Source organism: Nonomuraea sp. B12E4, assembly GCF_039871825.1.
Classification (GTDB): Bacteria; Actinomycetota; Actinomycetes; order Streptosporangiales; family Streptosporangiaceae; genus Nonomuraea.
In genome coordinates this window covers 21400-34428 of record NZ_JBDPME010000002.1, presented here as the reverse complement: position 1 = coordinate 34428, position 13029 = coordinate 21400, and the positions used below count along the sequence as shown (strand labels likewise).

Genomic DNA, 13029 nt, shown 5'->3' with positions numbered 1-13029 from the left:
GCGAGGGCCACCTGGCGAGGACACGACTGGGTAATGCACCCTAAGGAACCGGGGAAACCTCAAGAACCGGAACAGCGTAAACCCTCTGGGAAGGCCGCGCGTCCCACTGATGTGACCACCGAAACCCTCCTGGCCGACAGGTCAATGGGGGCGGTGCCGGTCGGGTGGGATGCCGACATGGCCGTGACTGCGCTCTATAGTGCGCATTTCCGGTCGTTGGTGCGTCTCGCTGTGTTGCTGGTGCGCGATATAGCGACCGCTGAGGAAGTCGTGCAGGATGCGTTCGTCGCCATCCACGGCGCCTGGCGGCGATTGCGCGACCCCGACAAAGCACTTGCCTACCTGCGTCAATCCGTTGTCAACCGGTCCCGTTCGGTGCTGCGTCACCGCGCGGTCGTCGAGAAGTACGCTCCCAAGGGTCTGCCGGACGCCCCGAGCGCCGAGAATGGGGCGATCGGTGAGCTGGAACGCTCTGCCGTCATCGAGGCGTTACGCGCCCTGCCCACCCGACAGAGAGAAGCACTGGTTCTGCGTTACTACGGTGATCTGTCCGAAGCCGAGATCGCCCATGCCATGGGCATCAGCAAGGGCGCGGTCAAGAGCCACACGGCACGCGGTATGGCCGCCTTGCGATCCGTCCTGGAGAAAATGTCATGACCCAGCCCCCCGACGAGTACGGCGACGTACTGCGCCGTGCGCTCCGCGCGGAGGCGGACACGGTCGTGCCCTCGCCGGACGGACTGGAGATCATCCGTGCCCGTATCGAGCGGCGCGGCATCCGCAATCTGTTCTGGTGGCGGGCGGGGGCGGCCGCGGCCAGTGCCGTACTGGTGGCGGGAACGATCGTGATGGCCGTTCCCGAGTTGCGTTCCCAGATCATCGACCAGGCACCCGACGCCGCGAGAGTCGGCAACGAGACGACCTCCAAGGTGCCGTCCAACTCCTCCACCACCCGTTCCCAGCAGCGGCCGCCGGAGCACCCGCAGCCCGAGCCGTCCCACGTCGGCGTCCCGCCGGTGTCGAGAACACAGTCGCCGCGGCCCACCAAGAAGGCGGAGTCGACGAACAGGCCGTCGCCGTCGCCCACACCCACGCCCACACCCACACCCACCGAGTGCCCGACGCCCATGGTCGAGCCGACCGAGCCGGTCGAGCCGCCGGAGGACTGTCCCACGGACTGGGTCTCACCCACGCCCTCGTCGTCACCGACGGCCCTTGAGCCGACCACGCAGCCGCCGTCCTGCCCACCCGACGACTGCCCGCCTGAGCACCCGACCGACTCGCCCGCCCCCGCGGCCTCCCCGCTCATGGACATCGCCAGCACGACCCCCTGACGAGCCCGCCGGGAAACCGCCGCTAAGCCTCAGAAGGCACGACCTCAAGGCTCCGGCAGCATGACGGCTCAGAACTCGGAAAGCACGGCCTCAGAGACTCACCAGCGTCCGGTACGGGTGAGCAGCACGGCCGCCGCCGCCACCCCCGCCGTGGAAGTCCGCAGCACCGTGTCCCCCAGCAGCACCGGCACCGCCTTGGCCGCCTTGAACCGGGTCAGCTCCTCCTCCGAGACGCCGCCCTCGGGCCCCACGACCACCACGATGTCGCCGCCCGGCGGCAACGGCCGGCCGGACAGCGGCTCGGCCGCCTCCTCGTGCAGCACCAGCCCCAGCGCCGCGCCCGCGAGCAGCTCCTCGACCCGGGCGGTGGAGGCGGGCTCCGTCACCTGCGGCAGGTGGAACCTGCGGGCCTGCTTGCCCGCCTCGCGCGCCGTGGACCGCCACCGGCCCAGCGCCTTGGCGACCTTGTCGCCCCGCCACTGCGTGATGCTGCGCGCGGCCGCCCAGGGCACGATCACGTCCACGCCGGCCTCGGTCATCATCTCGACGGCCAGCTCGCCCCGGTCGCCCTTGGGCAGCCCCTGGACCACGACCAGCCGGGGCGCGGGCGGCGTGACCTCGTAGCGGCCGAGCACGTCGAGCCGGAGCGCGTCCTTCAGCACCTCGCGGACGACGCACTCGGCGACGGTCCCCGCCCCGTCGGTCAGATCGACCCGCTCGCCGGCCCGCAGGCGGCGCACGGAGGCCGCGTGCCGCCCCTCGGGGCCGCCGAGCGTCAGCTCGGTGCCGCCCAGCTCGGGGCTCAGGAACACCGGTACGGTCACGTCACCTGCCGTTGAAGGCGTCGCGCAGCCTGGAGAAGAAACCCTGCTGCCCCGGGGCGAACTTGCCCGGCGGCCGCTCCTCGCCCCGCTGCCTGGACAGCTCGCGCAGCAGCTCCTCCTGCGCGGTGTCGAGGCGGGTCGGGGTCTCGACGTTGACGTGGATCAGCAGGTCTCCGCGGCCGGACTCGTTGAGCCGCTGGACGCCCCGCCCGTACATGGTGATGACCTGGCCCGCCTGGGTGCCCGGGCGGACGTCCACCTCCTCGGAGCCGTCGAGCGTCTCCACCGCCAGCACGGTGCCGAGCGCGGCGGCCGTCATCGGGAGCTGGACGGTGCAGTGGAGGTCGTCGCCGCGCCGTTCGAAGATCTCGTGGGGCCGCTCGACGATCTCCAGGAACAGGTCTCCGGGCGGGCCGCCGCCGGGGCCGACCTCACCCTCGCCGGCGAGCTGGATGTGGGTGCCGTCCTCGACGCCCGCGGGGATGCGGACCTTGATCGTGCGGCGGGTGCGCACCCGGCCGTCGCCGGAGCACTCCTGGCACGGGTGGCGGATGACGCTGCCGAACCCGCCGCACTGAGGGCAGGGCCGCGAGGTCATGACCTGGCCCAGGAACGAGCGGGTGACCTGGGAGATCTCGCCGCGCCCGTTGCACATGTCACACGTGTCGGGGTGGGTGCCGGGCGCGGTGCCGGCGCCGTGGCAGACCTCGCACAGCACGGCCGTGTCGACGACCAGCTCGCGGGTCGTGCCGAACGCCGTCTCGCGCAGGTCGAGCTCGACCCGGATGGTGGCGTTGCGGCCCCTGCGGGCGCGCGAGCGCGGCCCTCGGCTGGCGCCCGCCGTGCCGAAGAAGGCGTCCATGATGTCGCTGAAGGGGAAGCCCGCGCCGAAGCCGCCGGCGCCGGCGGCCGCTCCCGCGCCACCGAAGGGGTCGCCACCCAGGTCGTACATCTGGCGCTTGTTGGAGTCGGACAGGACCTCGTAGGCCTGCGTGATCTCCTTGAACCGCTCCTGGGTCTCGGGATCGGGGTTCACGTCGGGGTGCAGCTCGCGGGCGAGTCGGCGATAGGCCTTCTTGATCTCGTCCTGACTGGCGTCACGGCGCACCCCGAGGGTGGCGTAGTAGTCACTGTTTGCCACTTATCGACCTCTTATGAAGCAGCCAGGATCTGGCTGACGTATCGTGCCACCGCGCGCACGGCGCCCATCGTCACGGGATAGTCCATCCTGGTGGGCCCCAGTACGCCCAGCCGGGCCAGTTGGTTGTCGCCAGAACCGTATCCCGTCGCGACGATGGACGTGCCGCGCAGATAGGGGTTTTCCGAGCCGATGCGCACGGTGAGCGCTGACGGGGTGTCGGTGGAAGTCTCGCCGAGCAGCCGCATGAGCACGACCTGCTCCTCCAGTGCCTCGAGCACGTCGCGCAGTCCGGTGGAGAAGTCGGCGCCCGCCAGGTTGGCCGCGCCGGCGAAGACGATCTTCTCGTCGTGCCGCTCCACCAGCGTCTCCAGCAGCACCGACAGGATGGTGGCCACCACGGGCCGGTCTTCGAGGGGCAGTCGCTCGGGCAGGTCGGCGACCAGCTCGGGCACGTTGCTGAGGCCGCAGCCGTCGAGGCAGGCGTTGAGCACCGCGCGCAGGTGGGCGATGCGGGTGTCCTCCACCACCTCGGGCAGCTCGATCACGCGCTGCTCGACCCGGCCGGTGTTGGTGATCAGCACGAGCATGACCCGCCGGTCGTTGAGCGGCACGAGCTCGACGTGCCTGACCGTCGAACGCGTGAGCGTCGGATACTGCACGACCGCCACCTGCCTGGTGAGCTGCGCGAGCAGCCGGACCGTGCGGGTGACCACGTCGTCGAGGTCGACCGCGCCGGCGAGGAACGTCTCGATGGCCCTGCGCTCGGCCGCCGACAGCGGCTTGACCTGCGAGAGCCGGTCGACGAACAGGCGATAGCCCTTGTCGGTCGGCACCCGGCCGGCGCTGGTGTGCGGCTGGGTGATGTAACCCTCCTCCTCCAGCGCGGCCATGTCGTTTCTGACGGTGGCGGGGGAAACCTTCAGGTTGTGACGCTCGGCGAGCGCCTTGGAGCCCACCGGTTCGTTGGTGGACACGTAGTCTTCGACAATGGCGCGGAGCACCGCCAGCTTCCGATCGTCGAGCACGTGCTCACCTCCAGCCTCTGTCCCTTTCGGGAAAACGAGTCGACTAGCACTCGGTGTTCCCGAGTGCCAAGTGTACGGCTCTCACTCACAAGGTGCGATAACACAAGGTCGGCATCCTGCTTCTAGCTTCACAGAACCGACAGGCCTCACACTTGCGCACATGACCGACGATTCCCAGACCCCGTCGTACGGCCCGCCGCCCGGACAGGGACCCGACCACGGTCAACAGCAACCTCCTCAGCAACAGCCCGAACCCGGCGACGCCCCGCAACCAGGATCCCAGCCCGGGTACGGCCCCCGACCGGGGTCCCAGCCGGGCCACGGCCCGCAACCTCAGTTCGGCCCGCAGCACGCGCCTCCATACGGTCCGCCGGCCCGGTACGGCCCGCAACCTCAGTACGGACAATACGGCCAACTACCTCAATTTCCCCCAAGAATCGACCCCAAAGCCGTCAGGCCACGCCTGTGGTGGATCGCACTCGTCTGGGGTGTCGCCCTCGTGTGCACGGTCGTGGGCGTGGTCATGTTCACCGGCAGCGTGACCGGCCTGGCGCCGATCCGGGCGTTCGCCTCCGGAGAGACCGTCACGGTGCCGATCGACCCGGCGGACAAGCCCGCGATCTACCTCGCCAGCGACACGCCCGTCACCTACGAGTGCTCGATCTCCGGCGGCCCCGGCCAGGCCAGGCTCGCCAAGACCACCGGGACCCAGACCCTCACCGAGGGCGGCAACGTGTGGGAGCAGATCCTCGTGATCAACGCGCCCGCCGCGGGCGACTACCGGCTCACGTGCGCCAACCAGGAGCAGGCCAATGTGCGTTACGGCATCGGCCCCGAGGCGATCGCCGCCCTGGGCGGCGTCTTCGGCGGGCTGGCGGCGCTGGTCCTGATCCCGGGCGCCGGACTGCTCGTGGCGATCGGCGGCACGATCGCCGTCCTGGTACGCAGGAACGGCTCCCGCAAGCGCCTTGCGGTCGGCGGGTGATTTGCTACGGTCCCCGTGTGTACGAGGGCGATGTACTGGCGGGGAATTGGCGTCGGCCGGGCAAGGGCAAGATCCCGAAAGTGCCCGCCGAGCAGGATCTGGTCGTGGAGGACGCCGACAGCGGCTTCTGCGGCGCGGTGGTGGGCTGTGACAAGGAGGCCGTCACGCTGGAGGACCGGTTCGGCAACCGCCGCCTGTTCCCGCTCGCGCCCGCCGCCTTCCTGCTGGAGGGCAAGCCCGTGACCCTGGTACGCCCGGCGGCGGCGCCCGCGGGACCCCGGCGCAGCGCATCGGGGTCGATCGCCGTGGAGGGCCTGCGGGCACGGGTGGCCAAGGAGAGCCGGATCTACGTCGAGGGCGTGCACGACGCCGCCCTGGTGGAGAAGATCTGGGGCCACGACCTTCGGGTCGAGGGCGTCGTGGTCGAATATCTGGAGGGCGTGGACCATCTGCCCGCCATCGTGGCGGAGTTCGCCCCGGAGCCGGGGCGCCGCCTGGGGGTGCTGGTCGACCATCTCGTGCCCGGTTCCAAGGAGAGCAGGATCGCCGCCGAGATCACCTCGCCGGACGTGCTCGTGGTCGGGCACCCGTACATCGACATCTGGCAGGCCGTCAAACCTTCCGTGCTGCGCATTCCCGGCTGGCCGGATGTGCCGCGCGGGGTGCCATGGAAGGAGGGCGTGATCGCCGCCCTGGGCTGGCGGATGGAGCCCGCGGACGCGTGGCGGCGGATCCTCGGCGCCGTCTCGACCTACACGGACCTGGAGCCGGAGCTGCTCGGCCGGGTCGAGGAACTGATCGACTTCGTTACGGAGACACCATGAGCCAGGACCCGCCCCAGCCGTCCGACGGCTACGAGGACGACGACCGTACCCGCCGGGTGACCCCGGCTGACCTGCCCCCGCCGAACCACGGCTCCGGCCCTCAACCCGGCTCCGGCCAGCAGCCCTACGGCCGGCAACCCGGCTCCGCGCCCGGCTACGGTCAGCAACCCGGCTCCGCTCCTGGCTATGGCCAGGAGTACGGCTATGGGCAGCAACCACCAAGTCAGGGCCAGCCCGGGTATGGACAGTCAGGCCCCCAGCCCGGATACGGACAACCCGGGTACGGACAGCCGGGCCCCCAGCCCGGATACGGACAACCGGGCCTCCAGCCTGGGTACGGACAGCAGAACTATGGGCAGCCGGGCTACGGCCAGCCCGGTTACGGGCCGCCGCCCGCGTACGGCCCCGGGCCGCAGCCGCCCGGCTACGGCCACGGCGAGCCGTACGTCCCCGGCCGCTTCGGCCCCCGCCCCGGCACGGACGACACCACGATGGCGATGCTGTCCCACCTCTCGGGCCTGCTCGTCTCCTGGATCGGCCCGCTGATCATCTACCTGATGAAGAAGGACGAGGCCCCCTACGTCAGGGACCAGGCGGCGGAGGCGCTCAACTTCCAGCTGACGATGTTCATCGGCTACGTCGTCTCGGCCATCCTGATGGTGGTCTTCATCGGTTTCCTGCTGTTCCCGATCATCTGGATCCTGTCCCTGATCTTCCACATCCAGGCCGCGATGGCCACCACCAAGGGCCAGAACTACCGCTATCCCTTCGCCATCCGCATGATCACCTAGACCAGCAGGTCCCTGATGAGGGCGTCGGCCAGCAGCCGGCCGCGCAGCGTGAGCACCATCAGCCCCGACCTGAACGCCCCGGGCTCCAGCAGCCCGCGGGCCAGGGCGCTCGCCACCGGCGTACGCGCGGCGGGCGCCACCTCGGCGAGCGGGTAGCCGGACGACAGCCGCAGCTCCAGCATCAGCCGCTCGGCGGCACGGTCGTCGCCGGAGAGCACCTCGCGGGCGTGGGCGGGCGAGGCGCCCGCGGCCAGGCGCTGGGCGTAGGCGGCGGGGTGCTTGACGTTCCACCACCGGGTGCCGCCGACGTGGCTGTGCGCGCCGGGTCCGGCCGCCCACCAGTCGCCGCCGGTCCAGTAGAGCAGGTTGTGCCGGCAGCGGGCGGCCTCGGAGACGGCCCAGTTGGACACCTCGTACCAGTGGAAGCCGGCCTCGGCCAGCATCTCCTCGGCGATCTCGTAACGGTCGGCCGCCACGTCGTCGTCGGGCACCGGCAGCTCGCCGCGCCTGATCCGGGCGGCCAGCCGGGTGCCGTCCTCGACGATCAGCGAGTATGCCGACACGTGGTCGGGCCCGGCCTCGATCGCCGCGGCCAGCGAGGCCCGCCAGTCGTCGTCGGACTCGCCGGGCGTGCTGTAGATCAGGTCCAGGTTGACGTGCTCGAACCCGGCCGCCCTCGCCTCGCGTACGGCCGTCGCCGCCCGGCCCGGGGTGTGCCGGCGGTCGAGCACGCGCAGCACGTGCTCGCGGGCGCTCTGCATGCCGAAGCTGACCCGGTTGAAGCCGCCCTGGCGGAGCTTCTCCAGGTAGCCGGGGTCGACGGATTCGGGGTTGGCCTCGGTGGTGACCTCGGCGTCCGGCCGCAGCCCGAACTCCGAGTCGATCGCGGCCAGGATCCTGGCCAGGTCCTCGGGCGGCAGCAGGGTGGGCGTGCCACCGCCGAAGAACACCGTCTCCACCGGCAGGTCGGCCTCTCCCAGGACGCGGCGGGCGAGCCGCACCTCCGCCACGACGGTGTCCGCGTAGTCCCGCTGTGAGGCGCCGGGGCCCAGCTCGGCGGCGGTGTAGGTGTTGAAGTCGCAGTAGCCGCAGCGGGTCACGCAGAACGGCACGTGCACGTAGAAGCCGAACGGGCGCTCGCCGAGGCCGCTCAGCGCGCTGTCGGGCAGCTCGCCCGAGGTGGGCGCGGGATCGCCGTCGGGCAGGGTGGATGGCACGTCTCCAGTTTGCCCGTCCCCCGGCAGTGCTCCGATCCAGACTTGGGGTCCCAACTGCGGGCCTCCTGTGATCCACTGGTGCCACACGGCGGAGGGGGCGTACATGGCGGGCATCGGCATCGTCGGCGCGGGGATCTCGGGACTGACCCTGGCGCTGCGCCTGCAGCAGCCGCCGCGTCCAGCCCGCGGGTGGCGGAGGCGGTGCTGTCGATGTTCTCCGCCCCCGCGTACGCCTGGGCGGTGGTGTCGAGTCCGGAAGAGGTCGCGCGGATCGTTGACGGCGGGGCACCGCACACCTACGATCGCGTCTAACTTATAGGAAAGTTTCCTATAAGTTCAGTTCCCCGGGAGACGCCCGTGAAGAAGAGGATCCTGATCACGCTCGCGCTCTTACTCGGCTTCTCGGCGGTCTCCGTGCCCGCCGAGGCCCGCACCGGCTTCAAGCGGGTCGCCTACTTCGTCCAGTGGGGCGTCTACGGGCGCGATTACCACGTCAGGGACGTGGACGTCACGGGCGCCGCGGCCAAGCTCACGCACCTCAACTACGCCTTCGGCTTCGTCAACGCCGAGGGCGCCTGCTACTCGTCCGACCCGTGGGCGGACTGGCAGCGGCCGGTGCCCGCGGAGCAGAGCGTGGACGGGGTCGCCGACGCGCCCGGGCAGGCCCTGAACGGCAACCTCAACCAGCTCCGCAAGCTCAAGGCCAAGCACCCCGGGCTCAAGGTGCTGATCTCGCTGGGCGGCTGGACCGGGTCCAAGTTCTTCTCCGACGCCGTGCTCACCGCCGAGTCCCGGGCCGCGCTGGCGCGCTCGTGCATCGACCTGTGGCTGCGCGGCAACCTGCCGGGGCTGGAGGCGGGCGCGGGGGCCGGCGTGTTCGACGGCATCGACCTGGACTGGGAGTGGCCGGGCTCGGCGGGCGCCGAGGACAACATCGTCCGGCCCGAGGACAGGAGGAACTTCACACTGTTCGTGGCGGAGCTGCGCTCGCAGTTGCGCGCGTACTCGCGGGCCGCGCAGCTCTCGGCCTTCCTGCCCGCGGCGGCGGCGAAGATCGACGCCGGGTTCGAGGTGCGTGAGGTGTTCAAGCTGCTCGACTTCGCCACCATCCAGGGGTACGACCTGCACGGCACCTGGGAGCCGCAGACCGGCCACAACGGCAACCTGTTCACGGACCGGCGGGATCCGAACCCGGTGAAGTACAGCGTGGACCAGACCGTGCGCGACTACCTGTCGCGCGGCGCGCCCGGTCGCAAGATCGTCGTCGGCGTGCCCGCGTACGGGCAGGGCTGGACCGGCGTCACAGGCGGCGGCAACGGCCTCTACCAGCCCGCCACGGGACCGGCTCCGGGCAAGTGGGCTCCGGGCACGGAGGACTACAAGGACCTGGTGTCCAAGCCCGGCAAGCGCCACCGGGACCTGCGGACGGGCGCCATGTGGTTGTACGACGGCAACGAGTTCTGGTCCTACGACGACCCGGCGATGCTGCTGGAGAAGGCCGCCTACATCCGGCTCAAGGGTCTGGGCGGGTCGATGCTCTGGTCCATCGACCAGGACGACTCACGCGCCTCCCTCACCTCGGCCCTGTACGCCGTCCTGCGCTGAGATCAGGGCGTCCGACACCGAGATCCGGCCCCCGCACACCGTCCCACGCGGAAATCAAGGCCGGGCCGGGCGCGGCACCTCCAGCACCGCGCTGCCCACCCGCCACCGCTCGCCGATCAGCGCGCCGTTGACGTCGAGACCGAAGGTCGTGAGATTCTCCCCGAACAGCCCCGCGCACAGCTCCCGCCCCAGCTCGCCCTCCCACCAGAAGTAGTCTTCCCCGGCGTAGGCGTAGACGGCGTGACTGAGCGCCCCATGGTGCTCCTTGTCGGCTCGCTCGTCCCCGGCCAGCCCGTTGGCCAGCACACTTACCCGGCCGGTGGCCGCCGCTTGTCGATGGCCGTCCGCCCTGGTTTCCCCGCCCACTCGGCGTCGACCGGAGTGCCCACATTCACGGAAAGGATGCGCATAGTCGCGACGGTAATCAGCTAACCCGTTTCTCGCGACCCTGTTCCGCCAGCCGGGGGTCTCCACCCCAGGGTGGAGATCCGCGCGGGTCAACCCCTGGGCCGATCCGCCGCGAGCCCCGCCTCCCTACGGTCATTCCCGTGGAATCCCTACAAATCTCGCTTCTCGTCCTCCTCGCCGTCGTCTTCGTCATCTACCGCCAGTTGCAGGCCCGCCCCACGGGCCGGCCGGCCGTCTTCATCGCCCCAGGCATCATGATCGTCGCGGGTCTCATCCCGGGTCTCCTCCCGGGCGGGCTCATCGACTCCCGGCACCTCGCGGCCAGCGTGACCCTGCTCCTCGTGGAGGCCGCCGTCTCCGCCGCGTTCGGCGTGTGGCGCGCCTCGACCGTACGCGTGTGGCTGGACGGCTCCGGCGTCCCCTGGTCGAAGGCCACCGGCTGGACCCTGCTGGGCTGGCTGGCCTCGATCGCGGCCCGCTTCGCCCTGCTCTACGTTGGAACCCTCCTCGGTCTGGCCCCCACCGCCGGCAGCATCCTGCTGTTCGTGGGCATCACCATCGGCGTCCAGTCATACCTCGTCGCCCGCCGGGGCCGTGCGCTCGCCGGCACGGGCAGGCGAGCGGATACCGTCGTGGGGTGAGACGTGCGCCGTCCAGAATCGTCCCCACCGCATTGCGGCTGGGGGCGATCGGCTTGCTGACCGTGGCTCAGGTGAGGGCGGCTCCCGCGCCGGGCCTCACCGGCACCGCCCTCATCATCACCGTCCTGACCGCCATGCTGGCCCTCACCCTGCTCGGGTACGTGTTCCTGTCCCTGCGAACCCCACTCCGGCAGCCCGACCGCCTGATCCTCCGCGGGCACTCCCACCGCCCCCGGCAACCGACCTCACCCCAACCCTCCACCGACCACCCGCAACCGGCGTCGGGCCGGTCGTGGTGGAGGCCGCTCCAGCCGCCCGGTCCGCCGCACCAGCGCGCCATGCTGATCACCCTCAGCCTGACCGTGCTCCTCTCCATCGCCCTCAGCACGCTCACTCGGGACGGCGCGGCGATCGGGGCCCTGCTCATCTCCATCAGCGTGGCGGCGACCCGCTTCCCCCTGCGCCAGTCGTTGCCCATCGGGGTGCTGGCCGTGGTGGGCCTGCTGGTGGCGGACCTGCTGTCAGGCACCATGACCGAGGACTTCACCCTCATCCTCGGCATCGCCCTGATCTTCCTGCTCAGCTATGCGGCCAAGCAGCGCAAGGCCACCAGGGCCGCCCAGGCCCGCGAAGCCGTGCTCGCCGAGCGCGCCAGGATCGCCAGGGAGATCCACGACATCCTGGCGCACTCGCTGTCAGCCCAGCTCGTCCATCTGGAGGGCGCCAAGCTGCTGCTCCGCGCGGAGCGCACGGCCGAGGCCCTCGACCGGGTCACCCACGCCCGCGACCTGGCCAAGTCGGGGCTGGAGGAGGCCAGACGGGCGGTGTCGGCGCTGCGCGAGGACCCACCGGCGCTCCCCGAGGCCCTGCGCACGCTGGCGGAGGACTTCGAGAACACCACCCAGCAGACCTGCACGGTACGCATCTCCGGCTCCAAGCATCGCCTCTCCCCGGAGACGGAGCTCGCCCTGGTCCGCACCGCCCAGGAGGCTCTCACCAACGTACGCCGCCACGCGCCCGGCAGCCCGGCCACGGTCGAGCTCGACTTCGACCCGTCCTGGTGCGACCTGCGCATCACCAACCCCGCCTCCGCCCAGGAGGGCTCGCCCGGGGGCGGCTACGGCCTGGTGGGCATGCGCGAACGCGCCGAACTACTGGGCGGAACGCTGTCGGCAGGCGAGCACGCCGGCCATTTCCTGGTGCACCTGAAGGTCCCGGCCTGACCACGACCGCCCCAGCACCACCGACCCGAAGCACCGCCGCACCGCGATCCTCGACCAAGGCTCAGCCCGATCGGAGCTGCGACTCGCCGTCGAAGCCCGCCAGGTCCAACAGCGTCTCCAGCGCCGCCTGCCTGGTCTCCTCGACCGACTCACCCCGCTCCCCGAAGCACTCGGCCGCCACGTCCAGCAACGCCGTCACCACGGCCGCGTCGGGGTAGGGCACGTCCACGAGCACCATGCCGTCCTCCCCGGCCTCGTCCGCGACCATGTGGAGTTTCAGCAGCCGCCGGGTCTCCTCGGCCACGGCCACCCCCAGCACAGCAGCACGCTCGAATTGCTCAGCAGCACTCATGTCACCCTCCAGCCGCACTGGTGTTCGGAACAGCACGGTAGCCGCCGCCACCGACAGAAACCGATCACCAGTACCCAGGCGCCCGCGCGGCAGAGCACGCGGGCACAACAGCCCGGGTCTACGGGGCTCAGGCGACGTAGACGTCGTTGGGCACGCCCCCGTACGGGATCGTGCGTTCCTTGTGCATGCCCGCCCGCTCGGCCACCTTCCGTGACGGGGTGTTGATGTCGCGGATCACCGCCACGACGGTCCCGAGGTCCTTGCCCACCCGGAGTGCGGCCTCCGCGAGCTCCACCGCGTACCCGTGTCCCCAGGCCGAGGGGCGGAATCGGTAGTAGAGGTTCAGGACCTCGTCGCCTGCCATGACCGCGCGACGCAGGCCGCCGAAGCCGATCACGTGCGACTCGCCCGCCGGCCGCGCGGCCCAGTAGCCGAGGCCGCGCTCCGACCAGTCGGCCAGCCAGAGGTCCAGCATCGCGCGGCTGGACTCCAGGTCGGGGCTGGGCCCGCCCGGGTTGTACACACTCGTACGCGGATCGGAGTGGATTTCGTGAACGGCAAGGAGATCATCGGCCGTGACCCGCGAAAGGAGCATTCGCGCCGTCTGCACCACTTCCATGCTTTTCAGCGTAATAGCTACTCAAAACAGAGCGTCACGG

Annotated in this window: 15 protein-coding genes; 8 read left to right on the top strand and 7 right to left on the bottom strand. The window is 70.8% G+C overall.

Going from position 1 to position 13029, the window contains the following annotated elements:
• Positions 1–144: 144 nt before the first annotated feature.
• The gene (locus ABGB18_RS05955; RefSeq protein WP_080047132.1) at positions 145–657 is read left to right on the top strand and encodes a SigE family RNA polymerase sigma factor; all 513 of its coding nucleotides are present in this window, start codon (positions 145–147) and stop codon (positions 655–657) included.
• Positions 654–1334 carry a hypothetical protein gene (locus ABGB18_RS05950; protein WP_347694337.1) on the top strand — a complete coding sequence of 227 codons (681 nt, stop codon included), beginning with the start codon at positions 654–656 and terminating at the stop codon, positions 1332–1334. The genes ABGB18_RS05955 and ABGB18_RS05950 overlap by 4 nt, the downstream gene beginning before the upstream one ends.
• Before the next feature lie 98 nt (positions 1335–1432).
• Here ABGB18_RS05950 and ABGB18_RS05945 read toward each other — a convergent pair whose 3' ends face one another.
• The 3 genes from ABGB18_RS05945 to hrcA are packed head-to-tail and all read right to left on the bottom strand — an operon-like array spanning position 1433 to position 4324.
• Complete coding sequence (locus tag ABGB18_RS05945) at positions 1433–2158, bottom strand: 16S rRNA (uracil(1498)-N(3))-methyltransferase (protein WP_347694336.1); 726 nt, start codon at positions 2156–2158, stop codon at positions 1433–1435.
• Position 2159: 1 nt separating this feature from the next.
• Positions 2160–3299 (bottom strand): molecular chaperone DnaJ, encoded by a 1140-nt coding sequence (gene dnaJ / locus ABGB18_RS05940; protein WP_347694335.1) that lies wholly within the window; start codon positions 3297–3299, stop codon positions 2160–2162.
• 11 nt (positions 3300–3310) lie between these two features.
• A complete protein-coding gene (gene hrcA / locus ABGB18_RS05935; RefSeq protein WP_347694334.1) occupies positions 3311–4324 on the bottom strand; it encodes a heat-inducible transcriptional repressor HrcA in 1014 nt (337 codons plus the stop codon).
• 499 nt (positions 4325–4823) lie between these two features.
• Here hrcA and ABGB18_RS05930 point away from each other — a divergent pair, with 499 nt between their 5' ends.
• From ABGB18_RS05930 to ABGB18_RS05920, 3 genes are read left to right on the top strand one after another with little or no spacing between them, the layout of a single operon-like run.
• On the top strand, positions 4824–5309 hold the full coding sequence (locus ABGB18_RS05930) for a hypothetical protein (RefSeq protein WP_347694333.1): 486 nt from the start codon (positions 4824–4826) through the stop codon (positions 5307–5309).
• A 17-nt stretch (positions 5310–5326) separates the two neighbouring features.
• Positions 5327–6133, top strand: coding sequence for a DUF3097 domain-containing protein (locus ABGB18_RS05925; protein WP_347694332.1), 807 nt, complete (start codon positions 5327–5329; stop codon positions 6131–6133).
• Positions 6130–6924: a DUF4870 domain-containing protein gene (locus ABGB18_RS05920; RefSeq protein ID WP_347694331.1), complete on the top strand. Its 795-nt coding sequence runs from the start codon at positions 6130–6132 to the stop codon at positions 6922–6924. The genes ABGB18_RS05925 and ABGB18_RS05920 overlap by 4 nt, the downstream gene beginning before the upstream one ends.
• On the opposite strand, the gene hemW is transcribed toward ABGB18_RS05920, so the two are convergent.
• Positions 6921–8141 (bottom strand): radical SAM family heme chaperone HemW, encoded by a 1221-nt coding sequence (gene hemW / locus ABGB18_RS05915; RefSeq protein WP_347694330.1) that lies wholly within the window; start codon positions 8139–8141, stop codon positions 6921–6923. The genes ABGB18_RS05920 and hemW overlap by 4 nt on opposite strands.
• 357 nt (positions 8142–8498) lie before the next feature.
• Between hemW and ABGB18_RS05910 the strand changes: the two genes are divergently transcribed.
• Positions 8499–9746 (top strand): glycoside hydrolase family 18 protein, encoded by a 1248-nt coding sequence (locus ABGB18_RS05910; protein WP_347694329.1) that lies wholly within the window; start codon positions 8499–8501, stop codon positions 9744–9746.
• A 54-nt stretch (positions 9747–9800) separates the two neighbouring features.
• Here the strand turns inward: ABGB18_RS05910 and ABGB18_RS05905 are convergent, their stop codons facing one another.
• Positions 9801–10112, bottom strand: a complete 312-nt coding sequence (locus ABGB18_RS05905) for an MOSC domain-containing protein (RefSeq protein WP_347694328.1) — start codon at positions 10110–10112, stop codon at positions 9801–9803.
• Positions 10113–10294: 182 nt separating this feature from the next.
• On the opposite strand from ABGB18_RS05905, the gene ABGB18_RS05900 reads away from it, so the two are divergent.
• Positions 10295–10795 carry a hypothetical protein gene (locus ABGB18_RS05900; RefSeq protein WP_347694327.1) on the top strand — a complete coding sequence of 167 codons (501 nt, stop codon included), beginning with the start codon at positions 10295–10297 and terminating at the stop codon, positions 10793–10795.
• Positions 10792–12018, top strand: a complete 1227-nt coding sequence (locus ABGB18_RS05895) for a sensor histidine kinase (protein WP_347694326.1) — start codon at positions 10792–10794, stop codon at positions 12016–12018. The genes ABGB18_RS05900 and ABGB18_RS05895 overlap by 4 nt, the downstream gene beginning before the upstream one ends.
• Before the next feature lie 61 nt (positions 12019–12079).
• Here ABGB18_RS05895 and ABGB18_RS05890 read toward each other — a convergent pair whose 3' ends face one another.
• Both ABGB18_RS05890 and ABGB18_RS05885 read right to left on the bottom strand, forming a co-directional pair.
• Entirely contained in the window at positions 12080–12370 is a 291-nt protein-coding gene (locus tag ABGB18_RS05890; protein ID WP_347694325.1) for a hypothetical protein, read from the bottom strand.
• Positions 12371–12497: 127 nt separating this feature from the next.
• Entirely contained in the window at positions 12498–12989 is a 492-nt protein-coding gene (locus ABGB18_RS05885) for a GNAT family N-acetyltransferase (RefSeq protein ID WP_347694324.1), read from the bottom strand.
• Positions 12990–13029: the final 40 nt, after the last annotated feature.

Coding starts and splice junctions, on each gene's coding strand:
- ABGB18_RS05955 (WP_080047132.1), top strand. CDS start 145: ATGGGGGCGGTGCCGGTCGGGTGGGATGCCGACATGGCCGTGACTGCG.
- ABGB18_RS05950 (WP_347694337.1), top strand. CDS start 654: ATGACCCAGCCCCCCGACGAGTACGGCGACGTACTGCGCCGTGCGCTC.
- ABGB18_RS05920 (WP_347694331.1), top strand. CDS start 6,130: ATGAGCCAGGACCCGCCCCAGCCGTCCGACGGCTACGAGGACGACGAC.
- ABGB18_RS05890 (WP_347694325.1), bottom strand. CDS start 12,370: ATGAGTGCTGCTGAGCAATTCGAGCGTGCTGCTGTGCTGGGGGTGGCC.
- ABGB18_RS05885 (WP_347694324.1), bottom strand. CDS start 12,989: ATGGAAGTGGTGCAGACGGCGCGAATGCTCCTTTCGCGGGTCACGGCC.